This is a genomic window from Ectobacillus sp. JY-23, from assembly GCF_023022965.1.
In the GTDB taxonomy this organism is placed as follows: Bacteria; Bacillota; Bacilli; order Bacillales; family Bacillaceae_G; genus Ectobacillus.
Window position 1 is genome coordinate 1143285 of record NZ_CP095462.1, and the last position, 17317, is coordinate 1160601.

Below are 17317 nucleotides of genomic sequence, written 5' to 3' on the forward strand. Positions count from 1 at the left end.
TCACATTTGCTGTTCTTCTTCATAGTCACAAGAGACGCATTGTACTTGCACACCTTTTTTTAACTTCTTCTCGACAAGCATTCCCTCGCATTTTGGACACTTCCGTCCAATCGGTTTGTCCCAAGAAACAAAATCGCATCCGGGAAACTCGCTACATCCATAAAAGATACGCTTTTTCTTATTGCTACGACGTTCAATAATTTGACCCTCACTACACTTCGGGCATTCCACACCAATCTCTTTGACAATAGCTTTTGTGTTCCTACAATCTGGAAAATTAGAGCATGCCATAAACTTACCATAACGCCCCATTTTAAATACCATCGGGTTGCCACACTCTTCACAATCTTCTCCTGCCGGCTCATCCTTAATTTCCACTTCACGCATTTCTTTCTCAGCTTTTTCTAGATGCTTTTCAAACCCTTGATAAAACTCTTCTATTACTTCGACCCATTGTGCTTGCCCATCTTCAATTTTATCCAGGTTACTTTCCATATTAGCGGTAAATTCAATATTGATAACTTCTGGAAAGAATTCCAAAATCAGTTCAATAACAATTTCACCTAATTCAGTCGGTACAAACCTCTTATTATCAAGAGATACGTAACCTCGCTTCTGGATCGTCTCCAATGTTGGCACATATGTAGAAGGACGACCTATACCCAGTTCTTCTAATGTTCTCACTAGACGAGCTTCAGTATAGCGCGGCGGAGGCTGTGTAAAGTGCTGCTTTGGCTCCATATCTTTTGAAAAAACTGTTTCTTCTTCCGTTAGTTCCGGTAGCATGCGATCTTTTTCTTCAGCACCATCATCACTGGATTCTACATATACCTTCATAAACCCTGGAAACTTGACAACCGAGCCATGTGCCCTAAATTGCACACCATTATTTGTAAGCGTTACCGTCATTGTATCCATAACAGCAGGTGCCATTTGACTAGCTACAAAACGTTCCCAAATAAGCTTATACAACCTGTACTGATCCCGACTTAAATACTCTTTTAAATCATCCGGCTTACGCAGTGCTGAGGAAGGACGAATTGCCTCATGCGCATCTTGTGCATTACCTTTGGCTTCTTTTCGTTTTTCTTTGGAAACAAAGACTTCTCCAAACTTATCTTGAATATATCCACGTACTTCTGTTTGTGCGGTTTCAGAAATACGAGTAGAATCCGTACGCATATACGTAATTAAACCGACTGTGCCTTCTTTTCCAATCTCAATTCCTTCATATAACTGCTGTGCTAGCATCATGGTTTTTTTCGCGCGCATGTTTAGTTTGCGCGCCGCTTCCTGCTGCAAGGAGGATGTCGTAAACGGAACTGCAGGGTTTCTTTTGCGTTCTTTACGAGTAATTGTCTCCACGGTGAATACATTGTTTTGCAAACGCGCTAGCACACTATTTACTTGCTCTTCTGTCGTAAGTTCTATTTTGCTACCATCTATACCGTAAAATGCAGCTTCAAATATGTCTTTTCCTTTAACCAAATCCGCTTTAATTGTCCAAAACTCTTCCGGTACAAATGCTTGTATGTCTTTTTCACGTTCAATAATTAAACGCACAGCCACTGATTGAACACGACCTGCACTTAATCCTTTTTTCACTTTCTTCCATAATAAAGGACTAATATTATAACCAACCAGACGATCCAATACGCGACGTGCCTGTTGTGCATCTACTAAATCTGTGTTAATAGCTCTGGGCTTTTTAAAAGCTTCCTTGATTGCGTCTTTTGTAATTTCATTGAACACCACACGGCAATCTGAAGTTGTATCCACATGTAACGTGTGCGCTAAGTGCCATGCAATCGCCTCCCCTTCACGATCGGGGTCAGCTGCTAAATAAATTTTCTTTGCTTTTTTTGCAGCTGTTTTTAAGTCTTTTAAAACAGGACCTTTTCCACGAATCGTAATGTACTTTGGTGTAAAACGATTTTGTATTTCAATGCCCATTTGACTTTTCGGCAGATCTCGCACGTGTCCCATAGACGCTATTACCTTGTATTTTTTTCCTAAATATTTTTCTATCGTTTTCGCCTTTGCCGGCGACTCAACGATTACCAAATAATCCGACATTCCAGTTCCTCCTTAAGAGGTGAATTCAAGTCTTCATTAATATTATTGATTCGCCTTCTTTTTGTCAATTCAGAATGAATATAAAATAACACGAGAGATAGCATGTCTGTCAACCTTTCTTGTATAAAAAAGAAAAATATATACATGTACATTCAATAAAACTCTTCAAGGATATCATGCGCATTCATCACTAGTTTTGCGCCCTGTTGAATCAAATGATTGGTCCCTGTAGCTGTCTTCAGCGATAAAGGACCTGGCAGCGCAAACACTTCCCTATTTTGATCAAGTGCACAATCCGCCGTAATTAAGGAGCCGCTTTGACTTTGTGCTTCAGCGACGATTACACCTTTAGATAAACCGCTCACAATACGATTTCGTTTTGGAAAACGCCAACGTTGCGGCTGCCATGAAGGCGGGTATTCTGATAATAATAATACATTGTTCCATGTTTTTAATTTTTTATAATTACTTTCCGGATATATATGATTAAAACCTCCTCCTAACACAGCAATTGTGCTTCTATCATATTGCAAGGCGGCAAGATGTGCGACCATATCAATACCGTACGCCATGCCACTAACAACTAGCCAATCTTCTTGTAAAAGCTTTGCTAGAATAGATTGTATGCCGCTAATACCATATGATGACGGTTTTCTCGTTCCAACTACTGCTATTTTACGAGGATGTTGTAGCAATTCACGATTGCCCATGCCATATAAAACAAACGGAGGATCAGGGATCTCACGTAGTAAATTCGGATAATCATCATCCCATATTGTTAGAAAAAAAGCATTGTTTCTTTGTAAGTCACTTTGGACAACTGTTAGAGCAGGACTATGCAGATGTTGAAAAAGAAAGGCACTTAGTTTTGGAGAGATAAGAAGAATGCGAGAGAGCTCTTGCGCGGAAAGATTATAGAGGAAAGCAAGCTCAGGATCATAGCGTAAAAGCCTAGCAATAGCTCCCCAATGATCAGCCAGAGCCGTATGTAAATGCAGTAATCTTTGTTTCACTAGAATTCCTCCTTGTTAACGTATATAAACATTAAGCAACCAATATTCTTTTTGATAGTAAAGAAGAACGAACGATATGTAACTTCAGCTACAATCTAAAAAGCACCGCCGCGTAAGTGCTATACATCTCGGCTGTTTATAAATCGAAGAGCCTACATAAGCCCACATAGGAAAAGGCCTCCCAAAACGGGAAGCCGACTTTTTTAGTTTACTTTGCAAGTTTCAAATAAACCTTTTTCTTTTAAAACAGAAATTAACGTCTCGCCCATAACAGAAGGTGTTTCAGCAACCTTAATTCCACATTCTTCCATTACTCTGATTTTTTCCGCAGCTGTTCCTTTGCCGCCAGAAATAATCGCGCCTGCATGACCCATACGCTTTCCTGGAGGTGCTGTTTGACCACCAATAAAGCCAACAACTGGTTTTGTCATATTAGCACGTACCCATTCAGCTGCTTCTTCTTCAGCCGTACCGCCGATTTCACCAATCATAATTACAGCATGCGTGTCTTCATCTTCATTAAACGCTTTTAATACATCGATAAAATTTGTACCATTTACAGGATCTCCGCCGATACCAACAGCAGTAGATTGACCAATTCCAGCTTGTGTCAACTGATGTACTGCTTCGTACGTTAGCGTACCAGAACGAGAAACGATACCAACATGTCCCTTCATATGGATGTATCCTGGCATAATACCAATTTTACATTCTTCTGGAGTAATAACACCTGGGCAGTTTGGACCTACCAAACGTGTCTTTTTACCCTCCATATATTTTTTCACTTTTACCATATCAAGGACTGGAATACCTTCTGTAATACATACTACTAGGTCAAGCTCTGCATCTACAGCTTCCATGATAGAGTCTGCAGCAAACGCAGGTGGAACGTAGATAACTGAAGCATTTGCACCTGTCGCTTTTACTGCCTCTTCTACCGTATTGAATACAGGTACGCCAATTACCTCTGTACCGCCTTTACCAGGAGATGTACCGCCAACAATTTTTGTTCCATACTCGAGCATCTGTGTCGCATGGAAAAGCCCTTGCTTTCCTGTAATACCTTGTACGATTACTTTCGTATCTTTATTGATAAATACACTCATCTTTCTCCCCCGCCTTCTATTAGCCTACAAGCGAAACGATTTTTTGTGCTCCGTCTGCCATAGATTCGGCAGCCGTAATGTTTAAACCGGACTCATTCAAAATTTTCTTTCCTAATTCTACGTTTGTTCCTTCTAGACGCACAACAAGAGGTAACTCAAGACCTACTTGCTTTGTTGCTTCTACTACGCCGTTTGCAATAACATCGCATTTCATAATGCCACCAAAGATATTTACAAAAATACCTTTTACATTCTTGTCAGAAAGAATAATTTTAAATGCTTCTGTTACTTTTTCCGCAGTCGCGCCGCCACCAACATCTAAGAAGTTTGCAGGGTCTCCGCCGTAATGTTTAATAATGTCCATTGTCGCCATTGCTAATCCAGCACCATTTACCATGCAGCCAATATTTCCATCTAAGGAGATGTAGTTCAAATCATATTTAGATGCTTCTACTTCTTTTGGATCTTCTTCATCAAGGTCACGGTACGCCAACACATCAGGATGACGATATAAAGCGTTAGAATCGAAGTTTAACTTTGCATCCAAGGCCATTACTTTACCATCACCTGTTACAACAAGTGGATTGATCTCTGCGATAGAACAATCTTTTTCAATAAAGGCACTGTATAGACCCATCATAAATTTAACAGCCTGGTTCACAAGCTCTTTTGGAATATTGATGTTAAACGCGATACGACGCGCTTGGAATCCTTGTAATCCAACAGCAGGATCAATATATTCCTTAAAGATTTTTTCAGGTGTTTGTTCAGCCACTTCTTCAATCTCCGTGCCACCTTCTTCTGAAGCCATCAGCACCACTTGAGAAGTTGCACGATCAAGCACTAGTCCAATGTAATATTCCTTTTTAATATCGCAGCCCTCTTCGATAAGTAAGCGCTTTACTTCCTTACCTTCTGGACCTGTTTGATGAGTAATTAGCGTTTTGCCAAGAATTTCTCCGGCATATGTACGAACCTCATCTAAATTTTTTGCTACTTTAACACCGCCGGCTTTACCGCGTCCGCCTGCGTGGATTTGCGCTTTTACGACACATACATCTGTTCCCAATTCCTTAGCTGCTTCTACAGCTTCTTCTACTGTAAATGCAACCTTTCCATTCGGAACGCTCACCCCATAGTTTCTAAGGATCTCTTTTCCCTGATACTCATGGATATTCATGGTCCCATCCTCCCCGTTTGTGGCAAAAATAAAAACTTTTCGTTTTCATTGTATAAAATTCGACACTGGCTGTCTAGAAGAAAGTTACAAGAATGAAAATATTCTAAAAATATTTTTCAATTCAGAAAAACAGTCTTTTCTATCAAAGAAAACCCTTTGTTGTATACAAAGGGTTTAAAAAACATTTTATAAGTATCATATTTTTATAGAGCTGTAGCACCGACATCTACCTCTAACACTTGTCCTGTTACATATTTAGAAGCATCAGAGGCAAAGAAAAGAGCCACTCCCTTTAAATCATCCTCTCCGCCAAGGCGTCCCATTGGCACACCTTGCAAAATCTGCTCCTTTGCCTTATCAATCAACAAAGCACGAATCGGTGTTTTCTTCGCCTTTCCATCTACCATGAGAGTGAGTGAGATATGCAAGAAGCCAAACGAATAGTTTTGGTTGTTCCACACGCAAACAGGTTTCTTAAGAACAGGAATAATAGAATACTTACTTTTTTGCTTTCTGAAACACACTTTTAGCATCTTTAATCGCTTGATTCTTAACTGCACTCGGCAAATTGACGGGAATATCTTTGCTTGATTTCTTTGTACTTTTCTTTTCCTTTACCATTTCAGATACAAGTAACGCCATAATACTTCCATATTTCCAGTATAAGGCGCCGCACAAAGTTAGAGCTGATCTTTAATAGGAGCGAAAGATTTTCTGTGCACCGGCAGGATACCATGTGCTACGATGGCTTCCAAATGCTCTTTTGTTCCATATCCCATATGCCTTTGAAAACCGTAAGCCGGATGCTGCTCTCCTAATTCCTTCATCATATTATCTCGTGCCACCTTAGCTATGATAGAGGCAGCTGCAATAGAAATACTTTTAGCATCTCCCTTGATAATGGAGGTTTGCGGCAACTCGAGCGGTAACTCCATCGCATCAATTAAGAGATGCTCAGGCTGGATGGCAAGTTCGTTAATTGCTTTTTGCATGGCCAATTTCGTTGCTTGATATATATTCACTGTATCAATAACATCCGCATCTATAATCCCTACAGCTATGGCAAGCGCATGCTCTTCAATATAACGGCTAAACTCTTCTCTCTTTACCTCACTTAGCTTTTTTGAATCATTAATGCCTGGCAGATAAAAATCCGGGGGCAATATAACAGCAGCTGCCACAACAGGACCTGCTAGCGGTCCTCTGCCAACTTCATCTACGCCAGCAATATATTGTACTCCAGCAGCTCGCAATGTTTGTTCATATTGTGACATTTCTCTAAATACAGCCTGTTCTCTCTCAGTCTGCTCTTTTTGCTTACGCCATTTTGCAATTAAACGCTGTACCCCTTTTCGCTCATCTTGAAGCAGCTCTGAAAAACGAGCATCTTGTTCATCTGTAATTTCAGTAAGCAGCACTTCAATATCCTTCATTGTTTGTTTCATACATCACACCTCATATAAAAAAGGTACGCCTATGCGTACCTTTATTCTTCTAATAGCTCTGGATCTTCGAACGTAAAACGACCGATTTTTCCCGCACGTAGCTCTCTTAATACAAGCTCAGCTGTTTTATCATAATCAATCATACCGCCACCCATTAAACAACCGCGGCGCTTTCCAATTTCATCAAACAGTTCGACAATATCTTCTGGAATAACATCCAGTCCAAATCGTTCTTGCAGTTGTTTTGGATAGTGTTCCGTTAAAAAACGAAGTGCATACACTGCAACATCTTGTAAGTTTAAAATGGAATCTTTGATTGCACCTGTTGCCGCAAGTCGTTGTCCAACAAGCTGGTCTTCGAACTTAGGCCAAAGTACACCTGGGGTATCCAAAAGTTCTAGTTCCTTTCCTACCTTAATCCATTGTTGTGCAGTCGTTACACCGGGACGGTCTCCGGTTTTTGCAATATTTTTCTTGGCCAGCTTATTAATCAATGTCGATTTTCCAACATTCGGAATACCAACAATAAGTGCACGCACCGCACGCGGCTTTACTCCCTTAGCTATAAGCTTATCAAATTTTTCTTTGACAAGATCTTTTGATGCTGCAGCAATCTCTTTCATACCTTGTCCAGCTTGTGCATTAATAGAGATTGCTTTAAAACCTTTACTCTCAAAATGTTGAAGCCACTTTCTAGTCATTGTTTCATCTGCCATATCCGCCTTATTTAACACGATTAAACGGGGCTTGTGGGAAACAATTTCATCTATCATCGGATTTCTTGACGAAGCAGGCAAACGAGCATCTACGAGTTCAATTACCACATCAATGAACTTTAGTTTCTCTGTAATCTGCCTTCTCGCTTTCGCCATATGTCCCGGAAACCATTGAATTGTCATGTTGTCACCTTCTTACGGTTGTTTAATAATACGTATATCAGGAATAGGCCAGTATACAATATTGGTTTTTCCAATTACTTGTTTCATGGAAATCGTCCCAATTGTACGACTGTCTTTGCTAAAACGACGATTATCACCTAAAACAAACAATTGTCCCTTTGGTACAGTTTTCTCGCCAGTTACTTCTTCTAGTGTAAAGTCGTACGTTAACGGGCCGTCCGTAACCTCTTTCTTATATTCGTCTAAATAAGGCTCTTTATATAGTTTTCCATTAACATAGAGCTGATCATTTTTATATTCAATTTGATCACCAGGCAAGCCAATGATACGCTTGATATAGTCTTTTTCTTCCGTTGCTTTAAAAACAATAATATCAAATCGTTTTGGTTCGCCAATTCGGTAGCCAATCTTATTTACAATCATACGGTCACGATCGTGCAATGTTGGCATCATAGATACGCCATCAACCAAAATAGGAGCAAAAAATATGTAACGAATTACGAAAGCTAGCGCAACTGCAATAATAACCGCCTTTATCCATTCCCATGTTTGACTTTTTTTAGCCATATGCTGTACCTCCAATATGATTGGAAAAAGGGAGCTTGCAAACACAAGCTCCCATACTTATCTTATCGAATTTCTTTAATACGTGCTTTTTTACCGCGAAGGTTACGCAAGTAGTACAGTTTCGCGCGACGTACTTTACCGCGACGCAATACTTCAAGCTTAGCAATTTTTGGTGTGTGTACAGGGAATGTACGCTCAACGCCCACGCCGTAAGATACTTTACGAACGATGAAAGTTTCGCTGATGCCGCCACCGCGACGCTTAATTACAACACCTTCAAAAAGCTGAATTCTCTCACGAGTTCCCTCAACTACCTTAACGTGTACACGTACTGTATCACCAGGGCGGAAGCTAGGAAGATCAGTTTTCAATTGACCTTTCGTGATTTCTGCGATTAAATTTTGCATGTTTCTTTCTCTCCTTCCAAACGGATGCTCTTACCAGTCTTATGCCGCAGCGGAACATCGTGGTTACGGACTCTATAAGTCACAAGTGTTATAATAGCATATTTAAAAATAGGTTGCAAGAGGTGTAAAGGTGAAAAACTTGCACTTTTTTAATACATACCAAGCTGCTTCTCTATGGGTTAACGTAGCTTGAGAGTACGATTCTCGGCACGAACGATAATACAGACAAACTATTCAACTGCTATTTACTCTTTGGATTCATATTTAAATTCTTCCACCCATTGCTTTTCTTGCTTTGTTAGCTCTTTTCCTGCTAATAGGTCAGGGCGACGCAAGTATGTACGTCGCAACGATTCTTTATGGCGCCATTCATCTATTTTTTTATGATTACCAGATGTTAATACTTCGGGCACCTTCAAACCGCGAAACTCTGCTGGACGTGTGTAATGAGGGTGTTCAAGCAAGCCAGTACTGAAGGAATCCTTCATATGTGACTCCGCTGTAATGACTTCAGGCAAAAGACGGACGACACTGTCAGTCACAACCATAGCAGCCAATTCTCCGCCAGTCAGCACAAAATCCCCAATTGAAATTTCATCCGTAACAAGATGCTCGCGAATGCGCTCATCATACCCTTCATAATGACCGCATATAAAAATCAGATGCTTTTCCTTAGCGAGTTCCTCAGCCTTTTGCTGTGTTAATCTTTCCCCTTGCGGACACATCAAGATAACACGAGGGGCACTGTCACCTTTTGTTGCCTCTACAGCATCAAAAATAGGCTGCGGAGCTAACACCATACCGGCACCTCCGCCATAAGGATAATCATCCACACTGCCATGCTTGCTTGTAGAATAGTCACGAAAATTAATTACATTAATTGAAACGGCTTCTTTTTCTTGTGCCTTCTTTAAAATGGATGATCCAAATACACCGGAAAACATTTCAGGAAACAGCGTTAAAATATCAATTTTCATCACAGCAAGCCTTCCATCAGATGAATTGTTACCATCTTTTCTTTTACATCCACTTTAAGCACAACCTGTTCAATATATGGAATATATGCTTCTTTACCATTCGTCAGTTTTACAACCCATACATCGTTCGCACCTGGCGCTAAAATCTCTTTGATTTTACCCAGTTCATCTCCGTCTTCGGTCACTACAGTACATCCAATAATTTCGTGATAGTAGTATTCGTTCTCAGGCAATTCACCAAGCTGACTATCAGGTACCTTTAAAATAGAACCTTTAAATACTTCCACTTCATTTACATTAGTATAGCCTTCAAAGGTTAATAGATCAAAATTTTTATGGCGGCGATGGGAGGTGATTGTTACAGGAAGCGGCTCATTTTTTTCTCTCCAAATATACAATATATTTCCTACTTTATAGCGTTCTTCCGGAAAATCTGTACGAGAAATAACACGAACCTCCCCGCGAATGCCATGTGTATTTACAATCTTTCCTACGTTAAACCACTTTGTCATGCGATCTCAACTCCTGCTTTTATATGTATAGTATGCTACACTTGCACACTGTAATTAAGCTTGTTTGTAGTATCTCTCATTTAGGTTGTCCAAACAATAAAACAATTAATAAAAGGGAGAGGCACGTAAGTCCTCTCCCTTTTACATAATCTCGAGCGTAATTTTTTCACTTTTGCTATGACCAGCCGCATAAACGACTGTTCGAATAGCTTTCGCGATACGCCCTTGCTTTCCAATGACTTTCCCTACATCCTCAGGATGTACAGTTAATCGATACGTGATACTTCCGTTATTGGAATCTTGTGTAACCAATACATCTTCAGGATGATCCACAAGGGCTTTTACAATCGTTTCGATTAACCCTGTCATCAGATTACTTACCTTGTTTAGCTAAATGGAATTTCTCAAGAATTCCTTGGTTAGAGAACAAGTTGCGAACTGTATCAGATGGCTTCGCACCGTTTTGTAACCATTTCAACGCAAGTTCTTCGTTGATTTTAACTTCAGCTGGTTGTGCTACTGGATTGTAGTAACCAATTTCTTCGATGAAACGTCCGTCACGAGGAGAACGAGCATCTGCAACAACTACACGATAGAAAGGAGATTTTTTAGCTCCCATACGTTTTAAACGAATTTTAACTGCCATTTATAAAGCACCTCCGAATATGTTTCACACAGATAATAATATTAGCAAAAGTGATGACCCTTTGTAAAGTAAAATTTCTTAACAGGCATCATTTTTTCTATACTTTCTTTCTTTCTTACATGAACGGAAACTTAAATCCGCCTTTTTTCTTACCTTTTTGCATATTTGTCATGGCCTTCATCATCTTTTTCATGTCTTCAAATTGCTTCAGCAAGCGATTCACTTCTTGTACAGTTGTACCGCTTCCCTTTGCAATTCGTTTTTTACGACTAGCATTAATGATTTCTGGCTGTTCTCGTTCCGCTGTTGTCATAGAACGAATGATAGCTTCAACATGCCCAATTTGTTTTTCATCAACCTGGGCATTTTTTAAACCTTTGATTTTATTTGCTCCCGGAAGCATACCAAGAATTTCATCCAAAGGTCCCAATTTACGTACTTGTCCGAGTTGCTCCAAGAAATCATCAAGTGTAAAGGATAAAGAACGCATTTTCTGTTCTAATTCTTTTGCTTTCTCTTCGTCAACTGCAAACTGCGCTTTTTCAATAAGCGTAAGTACGTCCCCCATACCTAAAATACGCGAAGCCATGCGCTCCGGATGGAAGGTTTCAAGTGCATCCAATTTTTCACCCATACCAACAAACTTAATCGGTGTTCCTGTTACTGCTTTAATAGAAAGGGCCGCACCACCGCGTGTATCACCATCTAGTTTTGTAAGAACAACCCCTGTTAAGCCAAGTTGATCATGGAAACTTTGGGCAACATTTACAGCATCTTGTCCTGTCATTGCATCAACAACAAGGAAGATTTCGTCAGGCTTAGACAATTCCTTAACCTGTTGTAATTCATCCATTAGCTCTTCATCAATATGCAGACGCCCTGCTGTATCAATCAGAACATAATCATGATGCTCTTCTTTTGCTTTTTCAATTGCTTGTCTTGCAATTTCCACAGGACTTATTTTATCTCCTAGTGAAAATACAGGCATATCAAGCTGCTTACCAAGTGTTTCAAGCTGCTTAATGGCAGCAGGACGATAAATATCAGCAGCAACAAGTAAAGGCTTACGATTATACTTTTTACGTAATAAATTTGCAAGTTTTCCCGTTGTTGTCGTTTTACCGGCACCTTGTAATCCGACCATCATGATGACTGTCGGCGGACGCTTAGCAACGGCAATCTTACTCTCAGATCCACCCATCAACTCGGTTAATTCTTCTTGAACAACCTTGATGACTTGTTGTCCCGGCGTAAGACTCTTCATTACGTCTTGTCCAATTGCGCGCTCTGATACCCGTTTGACAAAATCTTTTACTACTTTAAAATTTACGTCTGCTTCTAATAAAGCAAGGCGCACTTCGCGCATCATTTCTTTTACGTCAGCCTCGGTTACTTTCCCTTTGCCGCGAATTTTTTGTAATGTCTGTTGAAGTCGGTCGGCTAATCCCTCAAATGCCATAGTGCCGCCCTCCTATTCTAATTTTTCAATAGCTTCAACAACTTGTTTCACTTCTTCATGTACATGCTCGTTGCTGATTAAGTCTTTAAGTTTTACAAGAAGCTGCTTACGATCTTGGAACTTTTTCAACAGTAACAGCTTATCTTCATACTCCTCAAGCATTGCTTCTGTACGCTTTATATTATCATACACCGCTTGACGGCTTACTTCAAATTCCTCAGCAATTTCTCCAAGTGAATAGTCGTCTAGATAATACAGCGACATATAGCTCCGTTGCTTCGGTGTTAACAACGATTGATAAAAATCAAATAAATAGTTCATTCTCGTTGTTTTTTCGAGCATGGTTATCATCCTTTGTTAAGTGAATTACCTTTACAAACTTAGTTTACAAGTTGTCGAATACACTGTCAAGCTTTTTCCCTTGCACACTCTTTATAAAAGAATGTCTCTTTACTCCGCTGTCTCCACTAAATCTGCAAACAATCCGTATACATACTGCTCTGGATCAAACTGTTGCAGATCATCCATTTTTTCCCCTAACCCTACAAACTTAACAGGTACACTCATTTCTTTGCGAATCGCTAGCACAATACCGCCTTTTGCTGTACCATCAAGCTTTGTTAAGACGATCCCAGACACGTCTGTTGCTTCACGGAATGTTTTCGCTTGGCTCAATCCATTTTGGCCTGTTGTCGCATCAATTACTAGCAGTACTTCATGCGGTGCACCAGGCACCTCACGTTCAATAACACGTTTTACTTTTTCAAGCTCTTTCATCAAGTTTACCTTATTTTGCAAACGACCTGCTGTATCACAAAGAAGTACGTCTGCCTTGCGCGCTTTCGCTGCTTGAATTGCGTCATACATCACAGCCGCCGGATCTGAACCGGGCGCTTGTTTAATAACATCTACACCAACGCGTTCTCCCCATACCTCTAATTGCTCAATTGCACCGGCCCGGAATGTATCCCCAGCTGCCATTACGACCGATTTCCCCTCACCCTTAAGCTTATGTGCAAGCTTGCCAATGGTTGTCGTCTTCCCTACACCGTTTACCCCAACAAATAAGATAACAGTTAGTCCGTCTTGCATGTTCAATTCATTACTAAATTCTTCACCGCCTCTATAAATGGCAATGAGTTTTTCAGAAATAACACTTTGTAAATCACGTGGGTCTTGAATATTACGACGCTGCACTTCTTCTTTCAGCTGATCTATTAAATCCATAACTGTTGTAATACCAACATCCGCACCAATTAAGATTTCTTCCAGCTCTTCAAAGAAATCTTCATCTACTTTTCTGTAACGAAACACGAGATCGTTCACTTTTTCTGAAAAGGAATTACGGGTTTTCTCAAGCCCACTTTTAAATTTCTCCGTAACAGCATCTGTTTGTCGTGAAATCGTTTCTTTTAACTTTTTAAAAAAACTCATGCATATTCTTCCTCTCTATTCATTTGTAACCGGCTCATCTAATCGAACTGATACCAGCTTAGACACACCCGACTCTTGCATTGTCACACCATAGAGAACATCACATTCTTCCATTGTACCTTTTCGGTGCGTAATAACAATAAATTGCGTTTCATTACTGAATCGCTTTAAATACTGTGCAAAGCGTGCTACATTTGCTTCATCAAGAGCGGCTTCTACCTCATCTAGTACACAAAACGGTACAGGTCGTACCTTTAAAATAGCAAACAGTAGCGCAATTGCAGTCAAAGCACGCTCTCCGCCTGATAACAGCCCAAGATTCTGCAGCTTCTTACCAGGAGGTTGTGCTACAATATCAACTCCTGTATGCAGAATATCTTTTGTATCAGTCAAAACAAGGTCAGCGCGCCCACCGCCAAACAATTCTTTAAAGATAAATTGGAATTCTGCTCGAATGGCCTCAAACGTAAAAGAGAAACGCTTTTTCATTTCTTCATCCATTTCTCCAATGACCTGGTGTAACGTCTCCTTTGCTTCACGCAGATCGTCGCGCTGTGTAAGAAGAAACGTATAACGTTCTGAAACTCTATCATATTCATCGATTGCACCTAAGTTTACAGTGCCTAACTCTTCAATTGATGTTTTGACAAGGCGGACTTTTTTACGCGCTTCCTCGGCAGTTATTAGCATTGGATATTTTACTTTGGCAGCTTCAAATGATACACCATATTCTTCACGCAAGTGTTGTAACCTATTTTCAAGCTCTACGTCTAAACGATTTGCTTGTACCTCTTGATCTTTGGTGACATCCAACAAGTACTTATGATTTCGTTTTGTTTCACGCGTTTCCAATTCTAAACTTTCCAATTTGCCCTGCATCTCAAAACGTTGTTTACGCCGCGTACTTATTAATTCTGTTGTTTGCTCACTATCCTGTGCTTTCTGCATGATACGCTTTTCAATTTGCTGCTCGCCACTTGAATTTGAGCTCATCTCTTGCTTTAAGAACAAGAGGTCTTCTCGTGTTTTTGTCAGCAATTCGGTTGTTTCGTTTTGCTCTTCTCTCAGTCGAATTGTTTTTTCCTGTTGATTAGACAACCTTTGTTGTTGTTGTGCATCTTGTACCTTTAAATCAGTTATTTCCGCTTGCAGTCTATCCCGCAAGGCAGCTTGTTCCTGCTTTCGTTTAGTCAGCTTAGCAAGGTTTTCATCCATATTTTGAAGATTTTTCTGAATGAGTACGAGCTTGTCTTTTAATTGACTCTGACGCTCTTTTACCTTTAACTCATCTTCTTGGAACCCTTCCATCTCTAAATCATACATAGAAAGGCGCTCGTTCACCCTTTGTTCCTCAGATTCTACCTGTGCCAACTCAGCTACTAGCTTTTGCTCATTCGGGCGTATTTCATCCAATTGCTGACGAAGCTTGGCAAGAAGAATTTCCTTTTCTTCTATCTCACGCTTTGCTTCACGAACCAGCTTCTCTAGAGCATGCGTTTTTGCCTCCATATCTTTTAGCTTTTCAACAGTTGTTTCCAGCTCACGCTGTCTGCCAAGCAGCGATGTGCGTGCCTGCTTTACAGCACCACCAGTCATAGCACCTCCTGGATTTACAATATCTCCGTCTAGAGTAACAATACGATAGCGATACTGTATGAGACGTGCTAATTCATTCGCTGCTTTTAAATCCGCTGTTACTAAAACAGTACCTAGCAAATTGTAAACAATTGCTTTATATTTTGGATCATATTGAACCAAATCGGCAGCTACACCTAAAAATGCCGGATGCTGCTGAGCTGTATGTAATACTTCTGCACCAATATTCTTTCCTTTCATTACACGCAGCGGCAAAAATGTTGCTCTCCCGTATTGATTTGTTTTTAGAAAAGCGATGGCTGCACGACCATGCGCTTCTGTTTCTACTACAACATGTTGCATAGCAGCACCTAGTGTCGTTTCAATCGCAACTTCATATTTTTGAGGTACTGCAATGAGTTCCGCAACAGCTCCTTCAATTCCTTGTAGCGCAGTGCCTCGTGCTCTTAACACTTCACGCACACCTTGATAAAATCCGGCGTAATCCTCTTGCATTTCTTCCAACATTTCTTTTCTGGAACGCATTTGTTGTAAAAATTGATATGCTTGATACAGCTTGCTTTCATCTATCGCACATTGCTTTTTGCGCTGTTCTAATGCATGTTCTGTTTCTCGCAACAAATGCATGGTATTTTGCGTATTGGTTTCCATTTCTTGATATTGGAAAATTAAGCGCTCTTTTTTGGCTTGCACTTCCTTTCTTAACTGAAGATACTTGGCGTTTTCTTCATCTAGGCGCTTATTTTTAAATGCATATTGTCCCGCTTGTTCCTCAAGCATCACCAATTCATTGCGATAGCCAGCCTGTTCATTTAAAACTTCAATATAATCTGCTTTTAATGACTCAATTTGCTCATCTAAGTTCTGTTCTAAATTGGCAATTGCAATTTCTTTTTCCTCTAATTTCTGCTTAATCTCTGCCACATGTTCTTTCATCCTATGCAACACTTGATTCTCGTAGACAATATTTTTCTCATATCCAGCAAGCTTGGACACTAACGCATCAATACTTTCTTGCAGTTGCACTGAATGGGCACTTGCATTTTTCTTTCTTTCTTTTAAAAGCTCCCGCTGTCCCTCCAATTTCTCCAACTCTTTGCTTGTTAAAAGCAAAACTTCCTGCAAAGAAGCAACTGATTCATCTACAGCCTGTACCTGAGAGCGTAATTCTTCAATAAAAGCTTCATCTTTTTGCAGTTTTGTAGCTAGCTGCAATTCTCTTTCTTTGTTTTGTTCCAGCTCTGCAAGTAACTTCTCCCACTTTTTATGCAATTCTTCAATCTCATGTACAATCAAAGCAGCCTCTACTTGTTCCAGCGCTTCTTTTTGCTCTAAATAATCCTTTGCTGCGGATGCCTGCATGCGAAGCGGCTCAATTTGTGCGCTCAGCTCATGAATAATGTCTTCTACACGATGTAAGTTTTCTTGGGTCTCTTCAAGCTTCGCTTCTGCCTTTTTTTTGCGTGTTTTATACTTTAATACACCTGCTGCTTCCTCAAAAATACTGCGTCTATCCTCTGCCTTGCTGCTTAAAATTTGCTCTACTTTCCCCTGACTAATAATAGAGAAAGCTTCCCGTCCCATACCGGAATCCATAAATAAGTCCACAATATCTTTTAAGCGACATGACTGTTTATTTATAAAGAAATCACTCTCACCAGAACGATACACTCGTCTCGTTACACTGACTTCGCTATACGCTACCGGTAAGCGTTCATCTTCATTATCAAGTGTCAGTGTCACCTCAGCCACATTTAGGGCCCTGCGGGAATCGCTTCCTGCAAAAATAACATCTTCCATTTTGGCACCGCGCAAAGACTTTACAGATTGTTCGCCAAGAACCCATCTGATTGCATCTGTTATATTACTTTTCCCACTTCCGTTTGGTCCCACTACAGCTGTGACACCAGGAACGAAATCAATGGACACTCTTTCAGCAAAAGATTTAAATCCGGCTATTTCTAATCTTTTGAGGAACATGATGTACTCCCCCTATCGCA

The 17317-nt window shown here is 40.2% G+C and carries 17 protein-coding genes and 1 pseudogene; all 18 read right to left on the minus strand.

The genetic code is table 11. The features are described from left to right. The 18 genes and pseudogenes from topA to smc all read right to left on the minus strand — a co-directional run bounded on the left by topA (nucleotide 1) and on the right by smc (nucleotide 17297). Complete coding sequence (gene topA, locus MUG87_RS05905; RefSeq protein WP_247086440.1) at nucleotides 1–2076, minus strand: type I DNA topoisomerase; 2076 nt, start codon at nucleotides 2074–2076, stop codon at nucleotides 1–3. A gap of 152 nt (nucleotides 2077–2228) precedes the next feature. Then, a complete protein-coding gene (dprA, locus tag MUG87_RS05910) occupies nucleotides 2229–3095 on the minus strand; it encodes a DNA-processing protein DprA (protein ID WP_247087532.1) in 867 nt (288 codons plus the stop codon). Nucleotides 3096–3292: 197 nt separating this feature from the next. Beyond that, nucleotides 3293–4195, minus strand: a complete 903-nt coding sequence (gene sucD, locus MUG87_RS05915; protein WP_247086442.1) for a succinate--CoA ligase subunit alpha — start codon at nucleotides 4193–4195, stop codon at nucleotides 3293–3295. A 19-nt stretch (nucleotides 4196–4214) separates the two neighbouring features. Beyond that, nucleotides 4215–5375 carry an ADP-forming succinate--CoA ligase subunit beta gene (sucC, locus tag MUG87_RS05920; protein WP_247086444.1) on the minus strand — a complete coding sequence of 387 codons (1161 nt, stop codon included), beginning with the start codon at nucleotides 5373–5375 and terminating at the stop codon, nucleotides 4215–4217. 203 nt (nucleotides 5376–5578) lie between these two features. Next, nucleotides 5579–5698 carry an SDR family oxidoreductase gene (locus MUG87_RS05925; protein WP_247087534.1) on the minus strand — a complete coding sequence of 40 codons (120 nt, stop codon included), beginning with the start codon at nucleotides 5696–5698 and terminating at the stop codon, nucleotides 5579–5581. A 30-nt stretch (nucleotides 5699–5728) separates the two neighbouring features. After that, nucleotides 5729–6017: pseudogene (locus tag MUG87_RS05930) on the minus strand (RNA-guided endonuclease TnpB family protein); the annotation flags it as partial. A gap of 38 nt (nucleotides 6018–6055) precedes the next feature. Then, the gene (locus MUG87_RS05935) at nucleotides 6056–6820 is read right to left on the minus strand and encodes a ribonuclease HII (protein WP_247086446.1); all 765 of its coding nucleotides are present in this window, start codon (nucleotides 6818–6820) and stop codon (nucleotides 6056–6058) included. Between the two features lie 41 nt (nucleotides 6821–6861). After that, a complete protein-coding gene (ylqF, locus tag MUG87_RS05940) occupies nucleotides 6862–7719 on the minus strand; it encodes a ribosome biogenesis GTPase YlqF (protein ID WP_247086448.1) in 858 nt (285 codons plus the stop codon). Nucleotides 7720–7731: 12 nt separating this feature from the next. Next, a complete protein-coding gene (gene lepB, locus MUG87_RS05945; protein WP_247086450.1) occupies nucleotides 7732–8286 on the minus strand; it encodes a signal peptidase I in 555 nt (184 codons plus the stop codon). Between the two features lie 62 nt (nucleotides 8287–8348). Beyond that, entirely contained in the window at nucleotides 8349–8693 is a 345-nt protein-coding gene (gene rplS / locus MUG87_RS05950; protein WP_247086452.1) for a 50S ribosomal protein L19, read from the minus strand. Between the two features lie 245 nt (nucleotides 8694–8938). After that, nucleotides 8939–9670 carry a tRNA (guanosine(37)-N1)-methyltransferase TrmD gene (gene trmD, locus MUG87_RS05955; RefSeq protein ID WP_247087536.1) on the minus strand — a complete coding sequence of 244 codons (732 nt, stop codon included), beginning with the start codon at nucleotides 9668–9670 and terminating at the stop codon, nucleotides 8939–8941. Continuing rightward, nucleotides 9670–10182, minus strand: coding sequence for a ribosome maturation factor RimM (rimM, locus tag MUG87_RS05960; protein ID WP_247086454.1), 513 nt, complete (start codon nucleotides 10180–10182; stop codon nucleotides 9670–9672). The genes trmD and rimM overlap by 1 nt, the downstream gene beginning before the upstream one ends. Nucleotides 10183–10323: 141 nt before the next feature. After that, nucleotides 10324–10551 carry a KH domain-containing protein gene (locus MUG87_RS05965; RefSeq protein ID WP_247086456.1) on the minus strand — a complete coding sequence of 76 codons (228 nt, stop codon included), beginning with the start codon at nucleotides 10549–10551 and terminating at the stop codon, nucleotides 10324–10326. A gap of 4 nt (nucleotides 10552–10555) precedes the next feature. Next, nucleotides 10556–10828: a 30S ribosomal protein S16 gene (rpsP, locus tag MUG87_RS05970; protein ID WP_124563645.1), complete on the minus strand. Its 273-nt coding sequence runs from the start codon at nucleotides 10826–10828 to the stop codon at nucleotides 10556–10558. 115 nt (nucleotides 10829–10943) lie between these two features. Then, nucleotides 10944–12287 carry a signal recognition particle protein gene (ffh, locus tag MUG87_RS05975; RefSeq protein WP_247086458.1) on the minus strand — a complete coding sequence of 448 codons (1344 nt, stop codon included), beginning with the start codon at nucleotides 12285–12287 and terminating at the stop codon, nucleotides 10944–10946. Nucleotides 12288–12299: 12 nt separating this feature from the next. Continuing rightward, complete coding sequence (locus MUG87_RS05980) at nucleotides 12300–12629, minus strand: putative DNA-binding protein (RefSeq protein WP_247086460.1); 330 nt, start codon at nucleotides 12627–12629, stop codon at nucleotides 12300–12302. A gap of 108 nt (nucleotides 12630–12737) precedes the next feature. After that, nucleotides 12738–13721, minus strand: a complete 984-nt coding sequence (ftsY, locus tag MUG87_RS05985) for a signal recognition particle-docking protein FtsY (RefSeq protein WP_247086462.1) — start codon at nucleotides 13719–13721, stop codon at nucleotides 12738–12740. Nucleotides 13722–13736: 15 nt separating this feature from the next. Further along, nucleotides 13737–17297, minus strand: a complete 3561-nt coding sequence (gene smc / locus MUG87_RS05990) for a chromosome segregation protein SMC (protein ID WP_247086464.1) — start codon at nucleotides 17295–17297, stop codon at nucleotides 13737–13739. Nucleotides 17298–17317 lie beyond the last annotated feature (20 nt).